The organism is Flavobacterium sp. UW10123 (genome assembly GCF_040538975.1).
Taxonomy (GTDB): domain Bacteria; phylum Bacteroidota; class Bacteroidia; order Flavobacteriales; family Flavobacteriaceae; genus Flavobacterium.
This window is the reverse complement of record NZ_JBEWQE010000011.1, coordinates 15,125-39,968: the sequence shown is the minus strand read 5'-3', so window position 1 is coordinate 39,968 and position 24,844 is coordinate 15,125. Positions and strand designations below refer to the sequence as shown.

The 24,844-nt window shown below is 32.4% G+C and carries 23 protein-coding genes; 9 read left to right on the top strand and 14 right to left on the bottom strand.

What is annotated here, in order from left to right; all coding sequences use genetic code 11:
• Nucleotides 1–79: 79 nt before the first annotated feature.
• The 4 genes from ABXT06_RS13905 to ABXT06_RS13890 all read left to right on the top strand — a co-directional run bounded on the left by ABXT06_RS13905 (nt 80) and on the right by ABXT06_RS13890 (nt 3,064).
• On the top strand, nt 80–1,330 hold the full coding sequence (locus ABXT06_RS13905) for a dihydroorotase (protein WP_354591285.1): 1,251 nt from the start codon (nt 80–82) through the stop codon (nt 1,328–1,330).
• Nucleotides 1,331–1,334: 4 nt separating this feature from the next.
• Nucleotides 1,335–1,661 carry a hypothetical protein gene (locus ABXT06_RS13900; RefSeq protein WP_354591284.1) on the top strand — a complete coding sequence of 109 codons (327 nt, stop codon included), beginning with the start codon at nt 1,335–1,337 and terminating at the stop codon, nt 1,659–1,661.
• Between the two features lie 140 nt (nt 1,662–1,801).
• A complete protein-coding gene (locus ABXT06_RS13895; RefSeq protein ID WP_354591283.1) occupies nt 1,802–2,446 on the top strand; it encodes an alpha/beta hydrolase in 645 nt (214 codons plus the stop codon).
• Between the two features lie 48 nt (nt 2,447–2,494).
• A complete protein-coding gene (locus ABXT06_RS13890) occupies nt 2,495–3,064 on the top strand; it encodes a cysteine hydrolase family protein (protein WP_354591282.1) in 570 nt (189 codons plus the stop codon).
• An 87-nt stretch (nt 3,065–3,151) separates the two neighbouring features.
• Here the strand turns inward: ABXT06_RS13890 and ABXT06_RS13885 are convergent, their stop codons facing one another.
• Genes ABXT06_RS13885 through ABXT06_RS13875 form a run of 3 tightly spaced genes read right to left on the bottom strand, consistent with a single transcriptional unit; the run spans nt 3,152 to nt 4,905 of the window.
• Nucleotides 3,152–3,580, bottom strand: a complete 429-nt coding sequence (locus ABXT06_RS13885) for a hypothetical protein (RefSeq protein ID WP_354591281.1) — start codon at nt 3,578–3,580, stop codon at nt 3,152–3,154.
• A 44-nt stretch (nt 3,581–3,624) separates the two neighbouring features.
• On the bottom strand, nt 3,625–4,128 hold the full coding sequence (locus ABXT06_RS13880; RefSeq protein WP_354591280.1) for a hypothetical protein: 504 nt from the start codon (nt 4,126–4,128) through the stop codon (nt 3,625–3,627).
• Nucleotides 4,129–4,140: 12 nt separating this feature from the next.
• The gene (locus ABXT06_RS13875; protein ID WP_354591279.1) at nt 4,141–4,905 is read right to left on the bottom strand and encodes an MBL fold metallo-hydrolase; all 765 of its coding nucleotides are present in this window, start codon (nt 4,903–4,905) and stop codon (nt 4,141–4,143) included.
• Nucleotides 4,906–4,995: 90 nt separating this feature from the next.
• Between ABXT06_RS13875 and ABXT06_RS13870 the strand changes: the two genes are divergently transcribed.
• Nucleotides 4,996–6,456 (top strand): TonB-dependent receptor, encoded by a 1,461-nt coding sequence (locus tag ABXT06_RS13870; protein WP_354591278.1) that lies wholly within the window; start codon nt 4,996–4,998, stop codon nt 6,454–6,456.
• A gap of 319 nt (nt 6,457–6,775) precedes the next feature.
• Here the strand turns inward: ABXT06_RS13870 and bcp are convergent, their stop codons facing one another.
• The gene (gene bcp / locus ABXT06_RS13865; RefSeq protein WP_354591277.1) at nt 6,776–7,228 is read right to left on the bottom strand and encodes a thioredoxin-dependent thiol peroxidase; all 453 of its coding nucleotides are present in this window, start codon (nt 7,226–7,228) and stop codon (nt 6,776–6,778) included.
• Between the two features lie 301 nt (nt 7,229–7,529).
• Between bcp and ABXT06_RS13860 the strand changes: the two genes are divergently transcribed.
• Nucleotides 7,530–8,192 carry an endonuclease III domain-containing protein gene (locus ABXT06_RS13860; RefSeq protein WP_354591276.1) on the top strand — a complete coding sequence of 221 codons (663 nt, stop codon included), beginning with the start codon at nt 7,530–7,532 and terminating at the stop codon, nt 8,190–8,192.
• Nucleotides 8,193–8,250: 58 nt separating this feature from the next.
• Here the strand turns inward: ABXT06_RS13860 and ABXT06_RS13855 are convergent, their stop codons facing one another.
• From ABXT06_RS13855 to ABXT06_RS13845, 3 genes are all read right to left on the bottom strand, one after another.
• Nucleotides 8,251–9,315, bottom strand: coding sequence for a tetratricopeptide repeat protein (locus tag ABXT06_RS13855; RefSeq protein ID WP_354591275.1), 1,065 nt, complete (start codon nt 9,313–9,315; stop codon nt 8,251–8,253).
• A 553-nt stretch (nt 9,316–9,868) separates the two neighbouring features.
• Complete coding sequence (locus ABXT06_RS13850) at nt 9,869–10,012, bottom strand: hypothetical protein (protein WP_008462533.1); 144 nt, start codon at nt 10,010–10,012, stop codon at nt 9,869–9,871.
• A 50-nt stretch (nt 10,013–10,062) separates the two neighbouring features.
• Nucleotides 10,063–10,647, bottom strand: a complete 585-nt coding sequence (locus ABXT06_RS13845; RefSeq protein WP_354591274.1) for an RNA polymerase sigma factor — start codon at nt 10,645–10,647, stop codon at nt 10,063–10,065.
• Nucleotides 10,648–11,160: 513 nt separating this feature from the next.
• On the opposite strand from ABXT06_RS13845, the gene uvrA reads away from it, so the two are divergent.
• On the top strand, nt 11,161–13,956 hold the full coding sequence (uvrA, locus tag ABXT06_RS13840; protein ID WP_354591273.1) for an excinuclease ABC subunit UvrA: 2,796 nt from the start codon (nt 11,161–11,163) through the stop codon (nt 13,954–13,956).
• Between the two features lie 80 nt (nt 13,957–14,036).
• On the opposite strand, the gene ABXT06_RS13835 is transcribed toward uvrA, so the two are convergent.
• The 6 genes from ABXT06_RS13835 to ABXT06_RS13810 form a co-directional block, all read right to left on the bottom strand.
• A complete protein-coding gene (locus ABXT06_RS13835) occupies nt 14,037–14,336 on the bottom strand; it encodes a hypothetical protein (RefSeq protein ID WP_354591272.1) in 300 nt (99 codons plus the stop codon).
• Nucleotides 14,337–14,564: 228 nt separating this feature from the next.
• A complete protein-coding gene (locus ABXT06_RS13830) occupies nt 14,565–16,214 on the bottom strand; it encodes a mechanosensitive ion channel family protein (protein WP_354591271.1) in 1,650 nt (549 codons plus the stop codon).
• Between the two features lie 96 nt (nt 16,215–16,310).
• A complete protein-coding gene (locus tag ABXT06_RS13825) occupies nt 16,311–17,780 on the bottom strand; it encodes an oligosaccharide flippase family protein (RefSeq protein WP_354591270.1) in 1,470 nt (489 codons plus the stop codon).
• A gap of 36 nt (nt 17,781–17,816) precedes the next feature.
• Nucleotides 17,817–19,103: a glycosyltransferase family 4 protein gene (locus ABXT06_RS13820; RefSeq protein ID WP_354591269.1), complete on the bottom strand. Its 1,287-nt coding sequence runs from the start codon at nt 19,101–19,103 to the stop codon at nt 17,817–17,819.
• Between the two features lie 50 nt (nt 19,104–19,153).
• Nucleotides 19,154–21,592, bottom strand: coding sequence for a YfhO family protein (locus ABXT06_RS13815; RefSeq protein WP_354591268.1), 2,439 nt, complete (start codon nt 21,590–21,592; stop codon nt 19,154–19,156).
• Between the two features lie 49 nt (nt 21,593–21,641).
• Nucleotides 21,642–21,935, bottom strand: coding sequence for a DUF4834 family protein (locus tag ABXT06_RS13810; RefSeq protein ID WP_354591267.1), 294 nt, complete (start codon nt 21,933–21,935; stop codon nt 21,642–21,644).
• Nucleotides 21,936–22,059: 124 nt separating this feature from the next.
• Between ABXT06_RS13810 and ABXT06_RS13805 the strand changes: the two genes are divergently transcribed.
• Nucleotides 22,060–23,028, top strand: coding sequence for a transporter (locus tag ABXT06_RS13805; RefSeq protein ID WP_354591266.1), 969 nt, complete (start codon nt 22,060–22,062; stop codon nt 23,026–23,028).
• A gap of 45 nt (nt 23,029–23,073) precedes the next feature.
• Complete coding sequence (locus ABXT06_RS13800; RefSeq protein WP_354591265.1) at nt 23,074–24,192, top strand: GTP cyclohydrolase; 1,119 nt, start codon at nt 23,074–23,076, stop codon at nt 24,190–24,192.
• Between the two features lie 83 nt (nt 24,193–24,275).
• Here ABXT06_RS13800 and ABXT06_RS13795 read toward each other — a convergent pair whose 3' ends face one another.
• Nucleotides 24,276–24,761: a hypothetical protein gene (locus ABXT06_RS13795; RefSeq protein ID WP_354591264.1), complete on the bottom strand. Its 486-nt coding sequence runs from the start codon at nt 24,759–24,761 to the stop codon at nt 24,276–24,278.
• Between the last annotated feature and the right edge of the window lie 83 nt (nt 24,762–24,844).

Sequence of the window (24,844 nt, the reverse complement as noted above, 5' to 3'; positions counted from 1 at the left end):
TTCTCCTCTTTATGAACTTAATTTCTTAATGGTAGAAAATAAAAACATTTAATGTTTGAATAAAATAAATATCCAAAATATGAAAATAATCATCAAAAGCGCCAAAATTATCGACTCAAAAAGTCCGTTTCACAATCAGACCGTTGATCTTTTAATTGCAGATGGTTTAATAGAAAAAATAGGAGTTTCACTTCCAAACGACGATGCAGAAGTCGTACGATTTGAGGACCTTCATGTTTCTCAAGGTTGGTTTGACAGCAGCGTCTCACTGGGCGAACCAGGCTACGAAGACAGAGAAACTATCGCAAACGGATTGAATGTTGCAGCAAAAAGCGGTTTTACAGCAATTGCATTACAGCCCAATTCATTGCCAATTATTGACAATCAATCTCAGGTAAGTTTTGTAAAAAATAAAGCAAACGGTTTTGCAACAGAAATTTTCCCAATCGGATCTTTGACCAAAGCAAGTGAAGGAAAAGATATGGCAGAACTTTACGATATGAAAAATGCTGGTGCAATCGCTTTTGGAGACTACAATAAAAGCATTGATAACGCTAATATCCTGAAAATTGCTCTACAATATGTGCAAGATTTTGATGGTTTGGTAATCGCCTATTCACAAGATCCAAACATTAAAGGAAATGGTGTGGCTAACGAAGGAATTGTTTCTACAAGATTAGGATTAAAAGGAATTCCAAATCTAGCAGAAGAACTTCAAATCTCGAGAAACTTATTTTTATTGGAATATACAGGCGGAAAACTTCATATTCCAACCATTTCTACCGCAAAATCGGTTGAATTGATTAGAGAAGCTAAAGCTAAAGGCTTAAATGTTACTGCAAGTGCTTCGGTTCATCATTTGGTTTTAACAGATGAAAAACTGGACGGATTTGATACTCGTTTTAAAGTAACGCCTCCACTAAGAACTGAAGTTGACAGACAAGCTTTACTAAACGGAATTGCTGACGGCACAATCGATATGATTACTTCAGACCACAACCCTATTGATATTGAATTCAAGAAAATGGAATTTGATACGGCTAAAAATGGAACTATAGGTTTAGAAAGCGCTTTCGGAGCTTTATTAACCGTTTTACCTGTTGAAACGATTGTTGCAAAACTAACAGCAGCTAGAAATGTTTTTAGTTTAGAAAACAATGTTATTGAAGAAGGAGCAAAAGCAAACCTAACTTTGTTCACAACAGAAGGAAAATCAACTTTTACAAAAGAAAACATTCTTTCAAAATCTAAAAATTCTGCTTTCTTAGGAACTGAACTTAAGGGTTCTGTTTACGGAATTTTAAATCAAAATCAATTAGTTACAAAATAATACAATGAATAATTCAGTCGAAGAAGGAAAACCAATTGCAATTACCAGCTATATTCTAATCATTGGCGTTTTGATTGCCATGAGCATGAATTCTGAAAATAAAAACAGTTTTGCTTCTTTTCATATCCGTCAATCTTTAGGATTGTCTTTAACCTTTATTTCTTTGGGTGCAATCATCAGTAATTTTGATAGTTTCTTTATTACTTTCCCAATGTGGATCTGTATTTCTATTCTATGGACTTTTGGTATTTTTAATGCCATTCAAGGACAAATGAGACCTATTCCTTTGGTTGGGGAATTGTTTCAAAAATGGTTTAAAAAAATCGGTTAATTTTTAAAATTCCTCCCGATAGCTATCGGGACCAAATTCCAACTTGAACCTTTGTCAAAGTTAAGAACTGAAAACCGAGACTGAGACTGAGACTGAGACTAAAAATTTACAATTCACAACTTACAATTCACAATTAAAATATGAGTTTATCTTTAGAATATAAAATAAGAGAACCAAAAGTAATTCTAGACAAAAATCCGTTATTGCTTTTATTACATGGATATGGCAGCAATGAAGCCGATTTATTCTCTTTTGCTTCTGAACTTCCAGATAATTATTACATCATTTCTGCAAGAGCTCCTTACGATTTACAATATGGTGCTTATGCTTGGTATGCCATCAACTTTGATGCAGATCAAAATAAATTTTCAGATAATGAACAAGCTAGAACTTCAAGAGATGTAATTGCTACTTTCATTGATGAATTAGTAGCAAAATATCCAATTGACGCTAATGATGTCACTTTAATCGGATTCAGTCAAGGATCTATTTTAAGTTACGCAACAGCACTTTCTTACCCAGAAAAAATTCAGCGAGTTGTGGCAATGAGCGGTTATTTTAACGAAGAAATCATCAAAGAAGGTTTTCAAAACAATGATTTCAAAAACTTAAAGTTTTTCGCTTCACACGGAACTGTTGATCAGGTTATTCCAATTGAATGGGCAAGAAAAACACCTGCTGCTTTAGAAAAATTAAATATTCCGCTTACTTATAAAGAATATCCTGTTGGACATGGAGTTGCTCCTCAGAATTTCTTTGATTTTAGGAATTGGCTGATTAATTAGTATTCAGTCACAGTTTTAAGTCGCAGTTCACTCTAAATTATTTATAAAATGAGCATTTCGAAACTTAATAATCCGGCATTAATTCTAATTGATATTCAAAAAGGTTTTCACGATGTTGCCTATTGGGGCGGAGATCGAAATAATGTTACAGCCGAAGAAAAAGCGGGCGAACTTTTAGAGCTTTGGAGAACTAAAAAATTGCCTATTTTTCATGTACAACATTGTTCTTCAAATCCGAATTCGATTTTAAACGAGACAAATCCAGGAAATGAATTTCAAGATGTAGTAAAACCTCTTGAAGGAGAAATCATTATTAAAAAGAATGTCAACAGTGCTTTTATTGGAACCAACTTAAAAGAGCTTATTGATAATGCCGAAATAACTAATCTTGTTATTGTTGGGTTAACTACAGACCACTGTGTTTCTACTACCACAAGAATGGCTGGGAATTTTGGTTATAACGTTTTCTTGGTTTCTAATGCAGCAGCAACTTTCAATAAAAAAGGCATAAATGGAGAAAATTTCTCTGCCGAAATAATACATCAGACTGCTTTAGCAAGTTTAAACGAAGAATTTGCTCAGGTTGTAGATTCTGAGTTTATTAAAGAGATTATTTAAATTAAAATGTTCTGTCAGCTTGAGCGAAGTCGAAGGGCATCATGTGGCTTCGACTTCGCTCAGCCTGACAAACTGCGACTGTAAACTTTATTCTCCTGTATAAAGAATCTTCCCTGCTTTTTTCAAAACATATCCTTTCCACGGAATCAACTGCCAATCGCCGTTAATCCAAGAATCACCTTCTGATTTTCTTTCTAAAACGATAGATTCTTTTTGAGTATCTAAGAAAAGTTCTGCTTTATTTCCGTCAAAAATCACGTAAGAAACTGTTGAATAGGTTTTTCCATCTTCTGCATGATTTAGTCTTGTGCTGTTTTCAAAAACTCTGATGCACTCATTTTTAAGCACAGACCAAGTATAGCCTGCAGAAGCTTTACAACCATGAGAATCTGAATCTGCTCCTACAACAGCTTCTTTTGGCTGATCTTTTGGAGCTGTACTTACATTTTCTTGAGAAACTTTTTTTCCGCAAGAAACCGCACTTGCAATAATCAAAAACAAAAACATCTTTTTCATAATCCTAATTTATTTAAAGGCCAAAAAAATAGGATTATAAAATCCTATTTTTGATATAACCAAGTTTGATTTACTTCAAAGGTAATATTATCGTCGTTATCAACAAAGTATTTTAACAAGACTTCTCCCCATAATTCACCATTGCTGTAATCTGCAATAATCCATCTGTGGTTTAAAATTTTTACTTTATTGATGATAAATTTGTTTGGACCAATCTGATCTTGCCCTGTATACGGATTCCCTTTTGGATTTGAATTGAAGTCTAATAACTTCTCAGTCACAACTGGAATTAGTTTTTCATATAAAATCACTTTTCCGCCAGAAGCACTATTGTCAAAGTAATTTTGTGCATTTTCATTGTGTTCTAAAGAAAAATAATCAGCTTCTGCCAATTGAGTTTTCACTAGATTAATACTGTCTCTTAATTTCTTAGTTGTTTTATCGTACCTATTCTGTGCAAATTTTACTTCACCGCTGTAGAACGCATAAGTAAAGACATTCATTAAAATGGCAAGAATAAAAAGATAAAGCATTAAGGATTTTTTCATTGTGTGGTATAATTAAATTGTAATTTCTAAATTGTCGTATGCTAGAAAAACATTTTCAGGAAGTTTTTGCTGCACTTCTTCATGAAAGCCTAAAACATGGCTAATATGCGTTAAATAAGCTCTTTCAGGTTTAACAAGATCAATAAAGTCAAGTGCCTCTTGAAGATTAAAATGAGTATCATGAGGTTCAACGCGTAGAGCATTTACAACCAAAACTTTTATTCCTTTCAGCTTCTCAACTTCCGCTTGGTCAATCGTTTTTACATCGGTTAAATAGGCAAAATCTTCTATTCGATAACCAAAAACTTGTAAATCGCCATGCATGGCATTTATCGGAATTGCCATTTTATCTCCAACGGCAAAAGGTGCATTATTTTGCACTTCGATTGTTTTTACGCTTGGAGCTCCTGGATATTTATTTACAGTCTCAAAAACATAATCAAAACGGCGTCTAAGATTATCTAAAACGCGTTTATGTCCGTAAATCGGAATTTCTCCCTGTCTGAAATTAAATGGACGAATATCGTCTAATCCTGCAGTATGATCTGCGTGCTCGTGAGTAAAAAGAATTGCATCCAGTTTTCGACATCCGCATGAAAGCATTTGCTGCCTAAAATCGGGACCGCAATCTATCACATACGAATGCTCGCCCCATGTTATCCAGATGGATACACGAAGCCTTTTATCCTTAGCATCAGTGCTTTTACAAACTGGATGATCGATTCCGATAATTGGAATGCCTTGAGAAGTACCTGTACCTAAAAAATAAACCTTCAATTGAACTTAATTTTTTTACAAAAATAGGATTATTTCTCTTTCATTAGACTGCTAATTTACTAACTTTGTAACAAATCTATTTAAAACAAAATGGGTACAGAAATAAAACTCAAGGGTGACAAGGTCATCGAACAGATTCCTTCTATAAAAGACAAAGCGTTACGCATTAATTTAAACGAAAATATTTACGGAACATTTGCTGAGATTGGCGCTGGACAAGAGACAGTTAGACACTTTTTCAGATCAGGAGGTTCATCGGGAACTATTGCAAAAGCTATGTCTGCCTATGATAAAGATTTTAGTGACGCGGTTTATGGAGCTGAAAATGATGGAAGATATGTTACCGAAGAGCGTTTAAAAAAAATGCTTACCCATGAAGGGCAAATCATCGAAGAGCGTTTAAGCAGAGAGAAACACCCAACAAAACTTTTTTTCAGTTACGCCAATACTGTAGCTACAATAGATTTTGCCAAACAATTTAAAGGTCACGGATGGGTTGGAATTAGATACCAAATTGAACCAGACGAAGCTTATAACGAAATTATACTTCACATTCGTTTTAAAGAGACCGACGCAAGATTACAGCAAGAAACACTTGGTATTTTAGGAGTTAACTTAATTTACGGTGCTTTTTACAAATACAATGATCCAAAACGATTACTTCGTTATTTATACGATCATTTAGACAAAGACCAATTAGAGATCGACACCATTAACTTTTCTGGACCTCGTTTTGCAGACGTAGACAATCGTTTGATGAGTTTGCAATTGGTTAAAAACGGAATGACAGATGCAGTAATGTTTAACCCAGAGGGAAAAAACATTCTTCCGGCTGCTATTTTATACAAAAAGAATCTTCTAGCCTTAAGAGGAAGTTTCCGTCCTGTTACGAAAGTAAATATGGACATGTATGAGAAATCATTAGAAATGTTTCTTAAAGAGAATAAGGTTGAAAAAAATAACACATTAGTTATTTTCGAAATCACGCTTTCCAACTTACGTTCAGACGGCGAAATTGACGAACGTGACTTTATGGATAGAGCTGAATTACTTTGTTCGTTAGGACAAACTGTAATGATCTCCAATTTCCAAGAATATTACAAAGTGGTTGAATATTTTGCAAATTACACCAAAGCCCGTATGGGATTGGCAATGGGAGTAAACAACCTTGTTGATATTTTTGACGAGAAATACTATCGCCACTTAAGCGGAGGGATTTTGGAAGCTTTCGGAAAATTATTCTACCGCGATATGAAAGTTTTCTTATATCCGATGCTAGATGAAAATGGCGAATTAATGAACTCAAACAACTTGAAAGTTCATCCAAGAATGAAAGAATTGTATAAATTCTTTAAATTCAACGGAAAAGTAGTTGATATTGAAGATTATGACCCAACTATTCTTGATGTTTTCTCTAGAGAAATTTTAAAAATGATCAATCAAGGCAAAACAGGCTGGGAACCAATGCTTCCTCCTGGTATTCCAGAAATCATTAAAGAACATCATCTTTTTGGATATCATCCGCAGAAAGAATTAGAACAAAATACGTAATAAAAAAGTCCCAGAAAAGGGACTTTTTTTTGTTTCAAGTTTCAGGTTTCAAGTTACTATTGGAACGGGTATTTTTTTTTAACGCAAAGTTCGCAAAGTTTTTTCGCAAAGCTCCCGAAGAAATTATATAAGGCTTTGTAAAAGTTTTTTAAGTCCTCAAAGTAGTATAATCGATATTTCTAAGCTTTGAGAACTTAAAAAAAACTTTAATTCAAACTGTAAACCTTTGTGAACTTTGCGAAAAAACTTTGCGCGCTTTGCAGTTAAAATACAAGTCCCAACAGGCAACTTGAAACCTGAAACTTGAAACAAAAAATCTCTATTTCAAAATCTGCGAAGCGTGCTCTTTTGTTTTTACTTTCTCGATTACTTCTTCGATGATTCCTTTTTCGTTGATTACAAAAGTAGTTCTGTGAATACCGTCGTATTCTCTTCCCATGAATTTCTTTGGTCCCCAAACGCCAAAAGCATTGATAACCGATTTATCTTCGTCTGCGATTAATGGGAAAGGCAATTCATATTTATCTTTAAACTTAATTTGTGCTTTTGCACTGTCTGCACTTACTCCTAAAAGTCCGTAATTATTAGCCTGAAAACGGTGAAAATTATCTCTTAGGTCGCAAGCTTCGGCTGTGCATCCTGGTGTACTTGCTTTTGGATAAAAGAAAACTACTAATTTTTTTCCTGCGTAATCTGCTAGTTTATGCGTTTTTCCGTCTTGATCTGTTCCTGAAAAATTAGGCGCTTTATCTCCTGCTTTTAATGTTGTCATATCTTTTATTTTAGATTGTTGATTTTAGATTCTGGATTACTGATTTCAGATTATTCACAAAGATAACTTTTAACTCACAACTCTTAACCCATAACTTATAATTGATAACTTTTTTCATGCCCCAGATTGAAGTGGAAACCCCGGAATTATGATAGTTTACATTTTTGTATTTAAAAAGCGACCGAAGGAAGCTCTTTTAAATACTTAAAAATGTTACTAGCATAATGAGGAGTTGAAACGGAAAGCTGGATTAGGCACATCATTAAAATTATACTATTTTTACAGCACTAAAAATACGGAAATGAATAAAGAAGCTCGCGTACAATTTGTTATTGACAAATTAAAAGAACTCTACCCTACTATACCTGTTCCTCTTGACCATAAAGATCCTTATACACTTTTAATTGCGGTTTTACTTTCGGCTCAATGCACCGATGTAAGAGTGAATCAGATTACGCCTCTTTTGTTTGCAAAAGCCGATAATCCGTATGATATGGTTAAAATGTCTATTGAGGAAATTAAGGAAATTATTCGTCCGTGCGGTTTATCTCCGATGAAATCTAAAGGAATTCACGGTTTGTCTGAAATTTTGATTGAAAAACACAATGGCGAGGTTCCGCAGAGTTTTGAGGCACTTGAAGCCCTACCAGCAGTTGGGCACAAAACGGCTAGTGTTGTAATGTCTCAAGCGTTTGGCGTTCCTGCTTTTCCTGTTGACACGCATATTCATAGGTTAATGTATAGATGGAATTTATCTAACGGAAAAAATGTAGCACAAACGGAGAAAGACGCTAAAAGATTATTTCCGAGAGAATTATGGAACGACTTGCATTTGCAGATTATTTGGTACGGACGAGAATATTCGCCTGCACGTGGATGGAATCTTGAAAAAGACGTTATCACAAAAACTGTTGGAAAAAAATCTCTTATTGAAGAGCTAGAAAAAACAGTGTCAAAAAAATAAGGCACAAAGAAAAACTTTGTGCCTTTGTTACTTTGCAACTTTGTACATTTAACAGAAACTACATTCCTGCTTTTAAAGCATTGTATTCTGCCGTCATATCAAGCGATCTATAAACACCTAATAATGTTTTTGTTGCATCTGTATTTTTCGGTTCAAGTGTAAGCACTTTTTTTAGATAGGGAATCGCGCTTCTAGCAATATCATCCTTTCTAGCATTAAGCTTATCGTACTTCTGCATTTCAGCCGGAGTAGTTCCTAGTGAAGATATTTCATCAGCTAAGTCCTTCTTCATTTGCAATTTTAAGTAAGCTAGATTAATATATGCATCGATATAATTCGGATTCAATTCTAAAACATAATTGTAAACCGATTCAGCTTTAGAATAATCCTTTTTCTCAAGGTATGCATAAGCAAGATTATTGTTTACTTCTATTTTTTTAGAAGGTACAGATTCTGTTCTTGGCTTTTCATAAAATCCTTGCTGAATTGCGGACTCCCTAGCCTTTGGGGAAACAAAAGCATCTTCTTCTTTTGTCTTTTTATTGGTAGCAAAATACAAAACACCTTTTCCAGAATAATTAATCTTTTTCAGAAGTTCGTAATAAGTAACGGCTGCATTGAAATCTTTTGCATTTATAGATGAAGATGCCGCATTGAACAAGTTTAAAGTATCTTTCTTATCAAATAGATAAACCTTATAACTTTTCTCTGCACTTTCTTTAAATTTACCAGCAGTAAAATCGGCCATTGCGCCATTTACAAGACTGGCTTTCATATCTTTTAAAGCCATATTGGCTTTAACTGTCCATTTAAATTTTCCTGACTCATTCTCATACAAAAATACATCTTGATATGATTGGGATGCCAAGGTAAAATTATTTGCCGCATCAATATTTTTCACGGCTAAATCCTTTAAGACGTTGCCTTTTAAATAATAATAATCGGATTTGTCTTCATCAGATGCGTTAAGAATAAGATATTCTGTTTTGGTTAAAATTGTCAAAGCTTCTTGGCTATTTCCTTTATCAAACAAAGACTGCGCTTCTTTAATTTTGTCTTTTTGAGCAAATACGCCAATACTCATTAATAATAAGCATGACAACACTTTAATGTTCTCTTTCATTTTTGCGGTTAAGTTTTGGTGATTAAATGATTTTCCTTGTTTCTTTTGAATCATAGTAATAACAGATAATTAAACTGGTCAAAAAATTATCCTTACTATTTTTTTGAGTAAACACTTGCTGGTCCAAATATTTTTTTTCAAAAAATCAAACGAGCATCAAACTTAACGAAATAAAGCATTGTAATTTTTCTTCATGAACAATCTATTTTAGGGGTTAAATATTTAATTCTTAGTTTATTATTTTCACAATTCTTTACACAAACTTCCTTTTAATACGAATAACACTTATCAAAAGCAATTTAAACGATTAAAAAAATAGTTTTTTAACTAAAATAGAATTAAAAACTAAATAAACACATTAATCCTGATCAAAATATTAAATTTTAACAAAACAGAAGAAAAATGCTGTAAAATACTTATACTTTTTATTTGTAAAAATACTAAACAAAAAAAACTCACTACTTGCATATAAAATATACAAGCAGTGAGTTCTTAAACCAAAACGACCATTTGGTTTGTTTTTTATAAACATCCGACAGGAGCAGTGGGCTGTTTAGTTAGCTATAATCTCAAAATTTTTATCGTCTATCTTAACAACAGTCAAGGCTTTAGAATAATTAAGTAAAAAAGAAACTACTTCTTTTTTAGGTTTAAGATTTTTAGAAGCTAATGCTTTTTTTGAGTAAATTTTCCCCATACTATCACAATGTTTTATATTAGTATAACGGGCTAGTTATCAAAATAGTATTAGTTGGTTAAAATAATTTGATGTTTATCTATAATTTTTCTCAAATTCATCAACGCGTAACGCATTCTTCCTAGTGCTGTATTAATGCTTACGCCTGTTATTTCTGAGATTTCTTTAAAACTCATATCTTGGTACATACGCATTACAAGCACTTCTTTTTGATCATCTGGAAGTTCTTCAATTAGCTTTTTTAAATCGAGTTCCACCTGATCCACAATCATTTTGCCCTCAATTGTCAACGCATCGTCAGACATAATAGAGAAAATAGAAAACTCTTCTGTTTCTCTGTACATTGGCATTTTTTTATTTTTGCGAAAATGATCAACGATTAAGTTATGAGAAATACGCATTACCCAAGGCAAAAATTTACCTTCTTCGTTGTACGAATTGCTTTTTAAAGTTTTAATTACTTTAATAAATGTGTCTTGAAAAATATCATTTGAAATATCTCTATCAGCAATCTTAGAATATATAAACCCATATATCTTAGATTCATGCCTTTTTATTAATGTTGCCAGCGCAGCTTCGCTGCCGTCAACATAATTTTTTACTAATAGAGCGTCTGGAGTATGCAGATCAGCCATAATAACTACTTTTTTAGTTTTATTTTAAAATTTGGAGTATTTTCTAAAAAGTAGTTTTCTTATATAGGCGTGTCTTTTTTAAGTTATGTTAATATTGTGACCAAATTTAACAAATTTTAATTTTAAAAAGCAAATAAAATCATTAATTATTATTAATAAAACTTTTATTAATGTATAATAAACATAAAATTTACGCAAAAAGAGCTAAAAATCCGTAAAATAAAAGCTCTTGAAAAGTGTTAAAAAATAAACGTAATTACCTTACAATTAACACGATAAAATATATTTATTGCATAAATCTAAATTTAAATTACAATTTTTATTGAAATAAAACGACAATTCATCGATATTTTTCTAAAAAAGACTTTAAACTACATGTTTTCACATTCTAAAAATAGATTTTTTTAGCCAAATAAATTATATAAATTATGATAAAAATAGTTATGATTCGGAACTAAATCCTTAACTAAATCCAATTCAAAATTGATTACTTTTGTAAAAATTGACTTTTTTATGCAAATTGACCTTTCTAAAATAGATCCAAAATCAAATATTATAATTAAGGGAGCACAGGTACATAATCTAAAAAATGTAGATGTCGTTATTCCAAGAAATAAACTGGTTGTCATTACAGGTCTTTCAGGATCAGGAAAATCCAGTTTAGCTTTTGATACTTTATATGCCGAAGGACAAAGGCGGTACGTAGAAAGTTTGTCTTCTTATGCTCGTCAGTTTTTAGGTCGTTTAGATAAACCTAAAGTAGAATACATTAAAGGTATTGCTCCTGCTATTGCGATTGAGCAAAAAGTAAATACAACCAATGCTCGTTCGACTGTTGGGACTTCTACAGAAATTTACGATTATATCAAACTTCTGTTTGCCAGAATTGGGCGAACGTACTCTCCTATTTCTGGGCAAGAGGTCAAAAAAAATACAGTTACAGATGTTATTTCTGACGTCAAGGGCCTTCCTCTAGACAGCAGATGGCTTTTACTTGCTCCTATTCATCTTGAAGAAGGAAGACAGCTTGAAGATAAACTAAAAGTACTTTTACAGCAAGGTTTTGCTCGTATTTTGGTTGACAACGAAATGATTCGTTTAGACGAATTTCCAGCTTCAGATTTACATCAATTTGATAATAAAGATATTCTATTAATTATTGACCGTATTGTGGTTAAGGAAGAAGAGGAGTTTTACAATCGTCTGGCAGATGCCGTTCAAACTGCTTTTTTTGAAGGAAAAGGAATTTGTTTTCTTCAGGAATTAAATGGAGAAAAGAGATTTTCTTATTCTAACAATTTCGAACTTGACGGAATAACTTTTCTTGAGCCAAACGTTCATTTATTCAGTTTCAACAATCCGTACGGAGCTTGTCCTGTTTGTGAAGGTTACGGAAACATCATTGGAATTGATGCTGATCTAGTTGTTCCAAACACTTCTTTATCAATTTACGAAAGTGCTATTTACCCTTGGCGAGGCGATAGCATGAGCTGGTATAAAGATGAATTGGTTAAGCATGCTTATAAATTCGATTTCCCAATTCATAAGCCTTATTTTCAATTAACAGAAGAACAAAAAGATTTAATTTGGACTGGAAATCAATATTTTCAAGGTCTAAATGATTTCTTCAGGGAATTAGAAGAAAAAAATTATAAGATTCAAAATCGTGTAATGCTTTCGCGTTATCGTGGTAAAACAAAATGTCATGCTTGCAAAGGCAAACGCTTGCGCGAAGAAGCCTCTTATGTAAAAATCAACGGAAAAACAGTTTCTGATTTAGTTGATTTACCAATTAAACATTTGGCTACTTTCTTCAAAAACATCGAATTAAATCAGTACGAACAGCAGATTGCTAAACGTTTGATGGTCGAAATCAATAATCGCTTATCTTTTTTAACTGAAGTTGGATTGGATTATCTTACTCTAAATAGAAATTCTGCAACTCTTTCTGGTGGAGAATCACAGCGAATTAACTTAGCAACTTCTCTTGGAAGCAGTTTAGTTGGATCGATGTATATTCTTGATGAACCGAGTATTGGTTTGCATCCTAAGGATTCAGAAAGATTAATAAAAGTACTGCTTTCTCTTCGAGATCTTGGCAACACGGTAATTGTGGTTGAACATGATGAAGATATTATGAAAGCTGCCGATATGATTATCGATATTGGTCCCGAAGCTGGAACTTTTGGAGGAAAATTGGTGGCACAAGGAACTTACGACGAGATTTTAAAATCAGATTCTCTGACAGCAAAATATTTAAATGGTGACTTAGAAATTTCTGTCCCAAAGAAAAGAAGAAAATTTAAAAATCACATTGATATTATTGGTGCACGCGAAAACAACTTAAAAAATATTAATGTTACTTTCCCTTTAGATGTTCTAACTGTTATTACAGGTGTTTCTGGAAGTGGAAAAAGTACTTTAATCAAGAAAATTTTGTTTCCTGCCGTTCAAAAAAAATTAGAAAGCGCCTCTGAAAAACCAGGGCAATTTACTGAGATTTCAGGATCATTTTCTCAGATTAAGCATATTGAGTATGTAGACCAAAATCCAATTGGAAGAAGCTCAAGATCAAACCCGGTAACGTATATCAAAGCTTATGATGATATTCGTGATTTGTATGCCAAAGAAAAATTATCAAAAATAAGAGGCTATCAAGCCAAACATTTTTCTTTTAATGTTGACGGAGGAAGATGCGAAACTTGTAAAGGAGAAGGTTCTATAAACGTCGAAATGGTTTTCATGGCCGATGTTTCACTTCCTTGTGAAACCTGTGGCGGAAAACGATTTAAAAAAGAAATTTTAGAAGTTACTTTTGACAACCAAAATATCAATGACATTCTTACAATGACGATTGATGACGCGATTACTTTTTTCGAAAAAAATAAGCAATCCAAAATCACTCAAAAATTGCAACCTTTGCAAGATGTTGGTTTAGGATATGTTCAATTAGGGCAATCTTCTTCTACTCTTTCTGGCGGAGAGGCACAGCGTATTAAATTGGCTTCTTTTCTAGTAAAAGGTGCCACGAAAGACAAAGCTCTATTTGTTTTTGACGAACCTACAACAGGTCTTCATTTTCATGATATTAAAAAGCTTTTGGCTTCATTTGATGCTTTAATAGAAAAAGGACATTCAATAATTGTAATTGAACATAATCTGGATCTAATTAAATGTGCCGACTGGATACTTGATTTAGGCCCAGAAGGCGGTGAAAATGGAGGACATTTGCTTGCTTCTGGAACCCCAGAAGACATTGTAAAAGTAAAAGAATCTGTAACGGGAGTTTATTTAAAAGATAAATTATAATCTTTCTTTAAAATAATTAAGCCATAAATACAATTGATTAGTTTGTATTTATGGCTTTTATTTTATTTCTCTTTAATTGTTTAAGCTACAAGACACTTTTCTTCAAAAGGAAGGCCATCTTCGTCTATAGCTACTAAAATCTTTTTCTGTTTTGATGCCTCAAAAGTGAGATAAAGCCATGCAAATGACCATAAACCTAGAGTTAAACAAAAAATCATAAAATTTAAACTGTGATTAACCACTTTTCCACCTTTGGATAAGACAGCAAAAAGTAGTTCGTCATTCCTCTCTTCTAAAGTAAATCCGTTATGAACTTTGTTTGATATCATATTAGAAAATACCTGCATGCTTTGTTCTTGGCTGAGATGATTGTACTTCATAATTACTAATCTACAATTAATTCTGGTTAGACTTTTATTCGTAATTTCCTGCAAAAATATTTAATTCTAAAAAATAAAAAAACACCTATATTTAGACATTTTTGTTACAAAAAAAATGTGTTTTTGGCAAAGTACTACTAAACTTTCATATAAAGTTAATTTTTATTAAATTAATTACAAAGAACTCAAGTGTTAAAGTTTTAAATTTAATCACTCGTTATCAATAATTTAACCTCTATTTTTAATATTAAAAACAGGAGATTCGTAATCTTCTTTTAAATAATTTGGCGGAATCGTTGTGGTATTTCCGTCTCGTAAAGCGCTATAATGTGGTGACATGATCTCAATACCAGCAGCATTAAAAGAATCTTGAATATTCTGATGAAGCGAAGAATAAATGCGAGGCTGTTTTGTTGGCTCTTTTGTATAAACATTAATCTGATACGAAACGTAAAAATCATCTAAACTAGTTTGAAGCACAAACGGTTTAGGCTCTTTTTCTGTCATTTCTGTTTTTAAAGCAGCATCAATCAAAGCGGCATGAATATCTTTCCAAGGAACATCATACCCAATTGTTACTGTGGTATGAATTAATAACCCGTTTGTTGAATGTTTGGTATTCGCAGAATAATTGGTAGAAGTACTCGATAACACTGTTGCATTTGGAATTGTAATATCTTCAAATTTTGGTGTTCTAATTCTGGTTACCAAACCTGTTTTTTCGATTACTTCGCCACTAACATCTCCAATTTTTATGTAATCACCTACTTTAAATGGACGCATATAGGTAATAACCAAACCTGCTACCATATTGGCAATAGCATTTGAAGATCCCAATGAAAATAGAACTCCTACAAACACTGAAACCCCTTTAAAAATAGGAGAATCTGATCCAGGGAGGTACGGAAAGATAACGACCAGCATAAAAGCGTACATCAAAAGTCGTATTACGTTGAATGTTGGCAACGCCCAATCACTGTAGAATCCATCAATTTTAATATTTTCTAATTTTATTTCATCAAAGAAAAACTTAATGACTTTGAGGGAATATTTAAAAATGATGATAATTACAATAATAGTAAATAGACTTGGCAGAAATCCCAAAAATCCCATTACTGCAGATTTAGCTGGGGTTAAAATCCATCTAAGCAACATAGTAGTGTAATCTTTGGTAGCCGGAAAGATGCTGAATAAAATAGGAAGTGAAAGATATACAATTAAAACTAGCGTTACTATTTTTACAAATCCAAAAAAACGTAGAAATAAAAACAACTGCTTTTCTGGAGATAATATTTTGATTGTATTATAATTAAATCCTTTAAAATATCTTGCTTTATTCTTGACAATATAATTTTTGATCAGATTAAAAACCTTACCAACTAAAAATAGAATAAAACCAATTATGAGAATTAACAGAACTGTATAACCTATTCGTTTTGGCAATTGCGAGTAATTTTCGTTCTGATATAGTATCGCACTTTTAATCTTCGCCAGATTTCGGTTAGCAATGTTTTTTACAGTGCTTTTCTCAGCTTTCGCATCGGCATCCAAAACAGACATTATAACGAAATCGCTTTGGTAAACAATATCCATGGAAACATCTGAAGGGACAATTTTAATCGAATCCTTTTCAAAAAAAGATTCATTGTAGAGCCTTTTTATTTTATTACTAATGTATTCTGCCCGTTCTTTTGCAGAAAAAGAACCAACATTGTGGTAAACATAAAAAAGAGTGTCTTTGAATGGTTTTACAGGATAACCTTTTAGTTTTTCCGCAACAGAATCTTTATTAACATTTTTCTGGTTAGTCTGCGCAAAAACTGAAAAAGAAAACAAAACAAAAAATAAAACTAATAACCTAAGTACTTTTACTTTCATATAATATTAGAAATAAATTAGCTATCCTTTCTAACAAATATAAAAACAAAAAAGCTACAATTTTACATTATTTACTTTTTTTCCTACAGTGCGCAATTAAATTTTAAAGCCTAACTTTTTAAAAATTGAATCAATAACGTTATTGATATCTGACGAAATCTTGAACTTATAGTTCAAATACAGATATAAAATGGTTACCAATATCGATTTTAAAGCAATACTAATTAATTGGAAAAATGGAAATTCCCAGAAATAAAACAGTAAAAACAATGCAAATGTTAATAGTATTGAATGAATTGTCTGTTTTGTAAAAGGATACAAATCAAGCTTTTTAACTACAAAAAGTAATTTTGCCAAACTGTACAACGTAATAGACAAAAGTGTTGCAAATGCTGAACCCATAATTCCAAAATCAGGAATAAACAGCATATTTAAAATCACAGTTAAAACAACCAGCATTAATCCTAAATACAAAACCATTCGGTAATATTTAGTATTAAAAATAATGGCATTGTTATTTCCTAAGATCAAGTCAAAATATTTAGAAAGTCCAATCATAAATACAACTGCAATTCCTCCACTGTATTCTTTTGGAACTAATTCGTATAATTGCCTGATATTCACAAAAATACACAACATTACAAATCCACCTACAATCTGTAAGTTAATTGACGTTTTTTTGTACAACTGATTTAATTCGTCGTGTTTATTTTCGTGCATTAATTTTGCTGTAATTGGATATACGATTTGATGCATGGCACGACTCGGTACAGAAATAACCAAAGCAATATAAGTTGCTACAGAATAGTAAGCAATATTTTCGATCTTCATGTACTGATTCAGCATCAGTTTATCTCCGTCCAAAAGTAAATTAGCAACACTTCCTGAAAGAATAATGTAAAAAGTATATTCCATTACTGCTTTTACATTTTCAGGTATTGTAATCTGGAAATTTGGTCTTTTGATGTAAAATGCATAAAACATCGTAATCAAAAATGCAAAAAAATAGATTCCTGCCGTTATGTACACAAATCCAACCAGTGAAATCCAATTAAAATACAAACCTATCAAGGCAAAAGTCGAAAGCAACCTTAAACCAACTTCTTTAATAAAGTTCCCAAAAACAGAATGCATATGCACTCGCGCCCAAGCATAAAAAATTTCAAAATATGCCATACAGATTCCGATAAATGGAATAAGAAGCATAAACTCGCGAACAACAGGGTTTTCTTTAGAAACAAAATCGGTTATATCGTCATAAAAGAAGATTCCGATAAGTCCTAACGGAATACACATTAAAATTGGAAACAGCGCTGTAAAGGACAAAAACTGCTCTCTTTCTTCTTCTGTTTTATACTGCGAATAAAATTTCACAAGGGTATTCTGCATTCCAATTGCAAACAAAGGCATGATTACGTTTGCTGCAGAAGTAATGTAATTGGTTAATGCGTAATAAGTTGCCCCAAGAAAAACGGGATAAAGATATAATGTATTAATGGCTCCGATACCAAAACCAATGTATGTAATTATAGTGTTTTTAAAAGACTGATTTAAGACAATACCCATTTCTTGAGTTTAGATTGTATTTTAATTTTTAAATGATTATTTCTTAATCAGCTGTGCCAATTGTTGAGTTAGATTTTTTCTTGAATATTGCTGTAAACCAATCCCATGCGATTGTAATTTCCCTTCCAAAAACTGATTAAAAAAGTCCAAAATTACACTTTTTAATTTCGCTTTTTCAGAATAATCAAAAAATACTCCAGTATTGGTCTGCGTAACGATATCGGCAAAGTCAGAACCTTGAGGGCCAATAGCGATTATCGGACGGTTTGAGACCATATACTCAAATAATTTTCCTGGAATAATGCTTTTAGTATCTTCAGAATTAATTTCTATTAAAAGTAAGACTTGAGATTTTCTTTGATGCGCCACAGCTTCCTTATGAGAAACGTAACCAACTAAATTCAAATAATCCTTTAATTGATGTTCTTGAATAGCATCTAAAACTTCTTGACTTACGGCGCCAATCAATTTTATTTCTAAATGAGTCTTAAATTCTGGAACTTCTTGTATCAATTCAACTAAAACTTCCCATAAAAATGGAGGATTTCTATCTGATAAGAAAGAACCAATATGAGCTAAAGTAAATTTAGTGTCTAAAGTTTGTTTCTCTACTGTTTCAACATCATAACCGTTTGTAATTACCGTAATTGGCTTATTAGTTATAGCCTCAAATTCAGCTTTTGTAGTTTTACTCGTTACAATGATTTCGTCTGCAGAATTAAGCACTTTATGCTCTAAGCTCTTATGTTTTTTCTCAGCGTAAGAAGACAAACGAAGCGCTTTGTGATAACCAATAGTTGTCCATGGATCACGAAAATCTGCAAACCATTTCACTTTCAATTTTTGCTGTAATTCTAAACCAATTAAATGCAAACTATGTGGCGGTCCAGAAGTTACAATAGTATCAATATTATTTTCTTGAATGTATTTTTCTAAATAGGAAACAGATGGTTTTACCCAAAATACACGGGCGTCTGGAATAAAAAGATTTCCTCTTACCCAAAGAAATGTTTTATCTAAAAAAGTCTGTTTTTTCTTTTGCGGAAAAATCCCAGAACTGATTTTCTTGGTCTTATTTTTCGAAAAAATGGAAGCCAATTGATAAGGCTCCCAAATTTTATTCTTTAATACAATTACTTTATCTGATATTTCGCTCACCAATCCTTCATCAACAATTGGGTAAGTCGGATTTTCTGGAACATAAACGATTGGCTGAACGTCAAACTCAGGAAGGTATTTCACAAATTTTAACCAACGCTGTACACCTGGTCCTCCCGCAGGCGGGAAATAATAGGTAATTATTAAAAGTTTTTTTTGTTCCAAGGAAAATGAGTTTACTATTTTTTAAAGTGCAAAGTTAGAATTTTGAAGTTTTATACTTCTTTTTCCTTATTAGATTTTCTACTTTCAAAATAAACTCCTCCAGCCAAAAGCAACAACATTCCAATTGAACTTATTAAAGTAATTGTTCCCCCTGTTTTAATAATCTGAGGTTCAAATTTAAATTCAATGGTGTGTTTTCCAGCAGGAATTTCCATTGCTCTTAAAACATAATCAACTGGGAAATGATCTGTTAATTTTCCGTCAATATAAGCGTTCCAACCATTTTTATAATACATCTCAGAGAAAACAGCTAAACCATCTCCTTTATTTTCTGATTTGTATTTGATATAATTTGGTTTGTAAGTAACCACTTTAATCGTTCCTGTTGTATCAAAAGCTTTCTTTAATCTTGCATTTAGGAATTTACTTTCATGCTCGTGAACATTGAAAACTGCTACTTTTTTAGTATCTAAAGTATTCAAAGCTTTCATTACGTCGTCTGGCTTATTTACCAGTTTTACCGACTCTACAAACCAAGCATTCCCGTTAGCATCTGGATTAACTGCAGGAATTTGATTTCCTTCTTTATCCACTTGAATAACATACTTAACATTCAACATATTAAGTATTTCCATATTGTTTTTAGCAATTTGATAATCATACAATTGTTGCATTCTTCTTGGTCTTACAGCACTGTAACCTCCAATTGTTTTATGGAAATAAGAAGATCTTCCTTGCAATTGTCCTTGAAGATCAAATACGCGGTAAACTGAAGTGTCTTTTAATATCTGAGCATCTGCTTGTGTTTCTTGGAAAGGTGCAGCAATCTGAACCGGACTTACAAAATCTTTGGCAGAAACGTATTTTTTGTCTACAAAGAACAGATCAAAAATCATTACTATTCCAACCACAATTAAAGTTGTTGTTTGAGAAAGTTTATTTTTTACAAACATCCATAGAACAGCAAATGTTACTATAATCAAGAATCCAGAACGCAATAAATCTGCATAATACATCGTCATTCTGTCTTCTTTTAAAGCATCAACGAAACCTGGTCCGTAGCTTTCTAAGAAATATTGATCGCTTGTTCCTGTAAAATGGAAGAAGCTTTTTGCTATTAATAAAATAAGAAGTACTCCTAGACCAAAAACTCCAGTCTGCACTAATGCTTTCTGCTGTAATTTTGGTTCGTCTTTAGCTTTAAAGAATGATTGTAACCCCATAACTGCCAGAACAGGGAAACATAATTCTAATATAACTTGAATTGAAGATACTGCTCTAAATTTATCATAAAGAGGAACATATTCAATAAAAAAGTCTGTCAATAAAGAGAAGTTTTTACCCCAAGAAAGCACTAAAGTAAAAAGTGCTCCCGTAAGGAAAACATATTTAATTTTTCTTTCGTCAATAAACAACGCTAAAACTGCCAAAAAGAAAACAACAGCTCCAATATAAGCCGGTGCCGAAACAATTGGCTGATCTCCCCAATAAGTAGGCATTCCCGAAACAAAATCCTGAGCTTGAGATGCTGGAACTCCTTGTTCAAGCATAAAAGCATACATACGGCTGTCTGTACCTACATTTTCGTGGCTTGAACCACCAAAAATTCTTGGAGCGATTAAATTCAAACTTTCTGCAATACCATAACTATATTCAGTAATATAATCTGTAGTCATAGACGCAGTAGTTTCATTTTTAGATCCATCTGGATTAAAAGTCAGCTCGCTTTTATCTCTAATACTATATTTAGCATATTCGTTTGTTGCCATTAGATTTCCTGCATTGGCTCCCAAAGCAAAAATTCCAGCAACCAATAAAACGCCACAAGAAATTAGAAGTCCTTTAAAATCTTTTTCTTTTATAAAGTTGTAAGCATAATAACCTGAAAGTATCAATAAGAAAATCAATAAATAATAGGTCATCTGGAAGTGATTGGCACTAATTTCTAATGCCACAGCAAACATGGTGAGCAAACCACCTTTAATATATTTCTTTTGAAAGACGAGTATAAAACCAGCTATTACCAAAGGCATATACGCAATAGCATGCGCTTTTGCATTATGTCCAACTCCTAAAATAATGATCATGTAAGTTGAAAAACCAAACGCAATTGAGCCAATAAAGGCTTTCAATGGATCTGTTTTTAGAACCAATAATAAACCGTAAAAACCAAGGAAATATAAAAATAAGTAATCTGCAGGACGTGGAAGAAAACGCAAAACGTCATCAACTTTACCAATAAAATCGTTCGGATAATTTGCTCCAAGCTGATACGTTGGCATCCCACCAAAAGCAGAATTTGTCCAATAAGGTTCAGCATTTTCCATCGCTCTAAAGTCATTTTGCTCTTTTGCCATTCCGGTGTATTGAGCAATATCAGACTGGAAAATTTGTTTTCCTTGCAGAACTGGATAAAAATAAATTAATGAAACAAAAATAAAGCCCAGAATAACAAGGGCATGCGGATAGAACTTATTTACTATTTTCAATTTTGGCTGGTTTGGGTTAAAATGAATCCTAAATTTTCAGGACACAAATCTAATCTATTTCTTCGTAATCAACATACTCTCCCACTTTTTTGGTTTCGCGCGGGTTTTTAGCATTGGCAGTATTAACAATTATTTCATCTTTATTGTTATTGTTATTCTGCCAAGCGTTACCTTGATTATATTGATTGTATTGTTGTTGCTGTCTCTGAAAATTTTCGCTCGCATTTTCTACTGCTTTTTTTACCAAGACTGGCAAAAAGATTCTAGCCAAAAATTTCATGATATAATAAAAGGCAATTAGCCCAATAATGAATCTTAAACCTGAAAATGATGCTTCTTGCATAACTCTATAATTTTTTTCCAAAATTAATAAATCCGTTGTTTAAAAATAAAATATGAATCTTAAATAAATAATAAAATATGTACATTTGAAATGCGTTATTATTTTTTAATCCAAAAAAAATTATATGTCCAAAATTAAAAACTTACTTGCCCCGGTACTTTTTTTTATTCCACAACTATTTTTTGCGCAATACACTGATGTTATCAATTCCAATCGCCCAGGAGAAACCATGTCTGCCTATGCTGTTGGAAAATCTGTAATTCAGACCGAACTTGGTGTTTATGGCATTAAAGAAAAACACGATTTATTAGACTACGATGCCAGCGGATTTGGCACAGATTTAACCATTAGATTTGGTGCTTTTCTAGAACAATTAGAGTTTATTGCTGATCTACAATATCAGGCAGAGAACTTTGACACTCCGTACACTAGCTACAAAAAAAACAATTTTAGACAAACCGTTTTAGGAGCTAAATATCTTATTTATGATCCATACAAAAATTACAAACGCGAAGTAAATATTTATAGCTATAAAGCTAATCGTAATTTTCAATGGCGAGAGCTGATTCCTGCTGTTTCGGTTTTTGCTGGAGCTAATTTTGTTGGCGCTGACAATCCTTATTATTTTTCTCCAGATGGAGCCATTTCTCCTAAGGTTTCGATCATTACCCAAAACCTTCTTGCAGGCGGATCTTGGGTTTTTGTTACTAATATTATTGCAGATTATATCGGTACAGACTATCCAAGTTACGGATATGTATTAACTTTGACGCACGGATTTAATGACCGTTGGTCCGGTTTTATTGAAAATCAAGGATATAAAAGCGACTTTTATAGTGATTCAATTTTGCGTACAGGTGCTGCTTATTTGCTTTCTTCAAACTTACAGGTTGATGCTTCTATAAGCACTAACTTTAAAAATACGCCTTCTATTTTATATGGAGGAGTTGGAGTATCATGGCGTTATGACGGATGGTACAAAGAAAAAGTAATAGAGGAAAAAGCAGCCGCTAGAGCAAAAAAGAATCCTGACAATGAGAAGCCAATAGATTATCAGGAAAAAGAAAGAAAACGTAAGGCAAAATACGAATAAACATAAATAACTAGATCCTTTTTTAAGGACTTTCAATACCAACTAATGATTACAATTAAAGAAGCCAAAAGCAAGAAAGAATTAACCGAATACATCAAATTTCCTTTTTCATTGTACAAGGACAATCCGTATTGGGTACCGCCTATTATTTCAGATGAATTGGCATCTTTTGACAAAACTAAAAATCCGGCTTTTGATAATGCCGAAGCTTATTTTTATTTAGCATACAGAGACAATCAAATTGTTGGCCGAATTACTGCCATTATCAATTGGTCTGAAGTGAACAATCAGCATAAAAGAAAAGTTCGTTTTGGCTGGTTTGATGTAATTGATGATATTGAAGTTACGAAAGCGCTTCTTGAAAAAGTATATGAATTAGGAAGAAAACACAACTTAGAACATGCTGAAGGACCAATGGGATTCTCAAATCTGGACAAAGTTGGAGTTCTTACTGAAGGTTTTGATCAGGTTGGAACTATGATTACATGGTATAATCATGAATATTATGTAAGACATTTTGAAGAATTAGGCTTTCAGGTTGAAAAACAATATATTGAAAGTATATTTCCTTTTTCTAATGTTAAACCTGAATTTTTTCAGAAGGCCACCGCGTTGATCAAAAAGCGTTATGAATTAAAAACGCTAACTTTTACCAAAACAAAAGACATTATGCCACATGTTGACAAAATGTTCGATTTGTTTAACGAGTCTTATGAGAAACTAGCTTCTTTTGTTGCTATTTCTGATGTTCAGAAAGAATATTTTAAAAAGAAATACATCAGCTTTATCAATCCTGAGTATATCAAGTTCGTAGTTGACAAAAATGACGATTTAATAGCTTTTAGTATTGTAATGCCAAGTTTTACGGAAGCATTGCAAAAAATAAAAGGAAAATTATTTCCATTTGGTTTCTTAGAGTTGCTAAAAGCAAAAAAACATAGTAAAGATGTCGTATTCTATTTAATTGGAGTTCATCCTGATTATCAAAATAAAGGCGTTACAGCACTTATTTTTGATGAATATTATAAGACTTTTTCGGAGAAAGGAATTAGAAATTGCATCAGAACGCCTGAGTTATTAGAAAACAATGCAATTCATTTGCTTTGGAAAAACTTTGATCCAATTATTCACTGCCAAAGAAAGACTTATTTGAAAAACCTTTAATTGTTTTTCAGTTTCAGTTTAAATCATAAAAAAAAATCCATTCGCCCCCAAACGAATGGATTTTTCACTTTATAAACACATCATTACTCTACTTTACAATCTACCTTTGTCAAAGTATTTTTTGCATCAAATTTTAGTTTTGATTTATCTTTAAAAGAAACTTTATCATTAGCTGTTGTTACATCACCATACCCCTCAATAAAAGCTCCGTCTTTTTGCAGAAAAGCAACTTCTCTCACAGATGAAACTCCTTCCGAATTAAAAGTGTAATCTGCAATTAAGGTATCTCCTTTCATGTTTCCTATCAAAGTTCCTTCATTTTTATCTTTTCCGACCAAATTATAGCTTAGCTTTCCGTTTACCTCTTGATGAGAATTAACATTAAAACTCATTTCAATAACACTTCCATTAGACCTCCAAGCATAACATTGATCTCCAGCTGGTTCAACAATTTCAGCTTCTTTTGGCGGATTTGGTGTAATTTGTACAGGTTCGACTGTAGTTGTTTCTTTTTTACAAGAAATTAAAACTGTTAAAATAAGGGACGATATTGCTAAGGCTTTTTTCATAATTACTTTTTTTTTATTTTGCTGATTATGAAATAAAGTTACTTTAAATAAAAAAAATCCATTCGCATAACGAATGGATTCTT

What these genes read in the sequence shown, in the direction of transcription:
- ABXT06_RS13900 (WP_354591284.1), top strand. Translation starts at nt 1,335, where the DNA reads ATGAATAATTCAGTCGAAGAAGGAAAACCAATTGCAATTACCAGCTAT.
- ABXT06_RS13810 (WP_354591267.1), bottom strand. Translation starts at nt 21,935, where the DNA reads ATGCAAGAAGCATCATTTTCAGGTTTAAGATTCATTATTGGGCTAATT.
- ABXT06_RS13850 (WP_008462533.1), bottom strand. Translation starts at nt 10,012, where the DNA reads ATGGGGAAAATTTACTCAAAAAAAGCATTAGCTTCTAAAAATCTTAAA.
- ABXT06_RS13880 (WP_354591280.1), bottom strand. Translation starts at nt 4,128, where the DNA reads ATGAAAAAATCCTTAATGCTTTATCTTTTTATTCTTGCCATTTTAATG.
- ABXT06_RS13825 (WP_354591270.1), bottom strand. Translation starts at nt 17,780, where the DNA reads ATGGGTATTGTCTTAAATCAGTCTTTTAAAAACACTATAATTACATAC.
- ABXT06_RS13805 (WP_354591266.1), top strand. Translation starts at nt 22,060, where the DNA reads ATGTCCAAAATTAAAAACTTACTTGCCCCGGTACTTTTTTTTATTCCA.
- ABXT06_RS13870 (WP_354591278.1), top strand. Translation starts at nt 4,996, where the DNA reads ATGGGTACAGAAATAAAACTCAAGGGTGACAAGGTCATCGAACAGATT.
- ABXT06_RS13835 (WP_354591272.1), bottom strand. Translation starts at nt 14,336, where the DNA reads ATGAAGTACAATCATCTCAGCCAAGAACAAAGCATGCAGGTATTTTCT.
- uvrA (WP_354591273.1), top strand. Translation starts at nt 11,161, where the DNA reads ATGCAAATTGACCTTTCTAAAATAGATCCAAAATCAAATATTATAATT.
- ABXT06_RS13855 (WP_354591275.1), bottom strand. Translation starts at nt 9,315, where the DNA reads ATGAAAGAGAACATTAAAGTGTTGTCATGCTTATTATTAATGAGTATT.
- ABXT06_RS13830 (WP_354591271.1), bottom strand. Translation starts at nt 16,214, where the DNA reads ATGAAAGTAAAAGTACTTAGGTTATTAGTTTTATTTTTTGTTTTGTTT.
- ABXT06_RS13895 (WP_354591283.1), top strand. Translation starts at nt 1,802, where the DNA reads ATGAGTTTATCTTTAGAATATAAAATAAGAGAACCAAAAGTAATTCTA.
- bcp (WP_354591277.1), bottom strand. Translation starts at nt 7,228, where the DNA reads ATGACAACATTAAAAGCAGGAGATAAAGCGCCTAATTTTTCAGGAACA.
- ABXT06_RS13845 (WP_354591274.1), bottom strand. Translation starts at nt 10,647, where the DNA reads ATGGCTGATCTGCATACTCCAGACGCTCTATTAGTAAAAAATTATGTT.
- ABXT06_RS13800 (WP_354591265.1), top strand. Translation starts at nt 23,074, where the DNA reads ATGATTACAATTAAAGAAGCCAAAAGCAAGAAAGAATTAACCGAATAC.
- ABXT06_RS13860 (WP_354591276.1), top strand. Translation starts at nt 7,530, where the DNA reads ATGAATAAAGAAGCTCGCGTACAATTTGTTATTGACAAATTAAAAGAA.
- ABXT06_RS13905 (WP_354591285.1), top strand. Translation starts at nt 80, where the DNA reads ATGAAAATAATCATCAAAAGCGCCAAAATTATCGACTCAAAAAGTCCG.
- ABXT06_RS13890 (WP_354591282.1), top strand. Translation starts at nt 2,495, where the DNA reads ATGAGCATTTCGAAACTTAATAATCCGGCATTAATTCTAATTGATATT.
- ABXT06_RS13795 (WP_354591264.1), bottom strand. Translation starts at nt 24,761, where the DNA reads ATGAAAAAAGCCTTAGCAATATCGTCCCTTATTTTAACAGTTTTAATT.
- ABXT06_RS13885 (WP_354591281.1), bottom strand. Translation starts at nt 3,580, where the DNA reads ATGAAAAAGATGTTTTTGTTTTTGATTATTGCAAGTGCGGTTTCTTGC.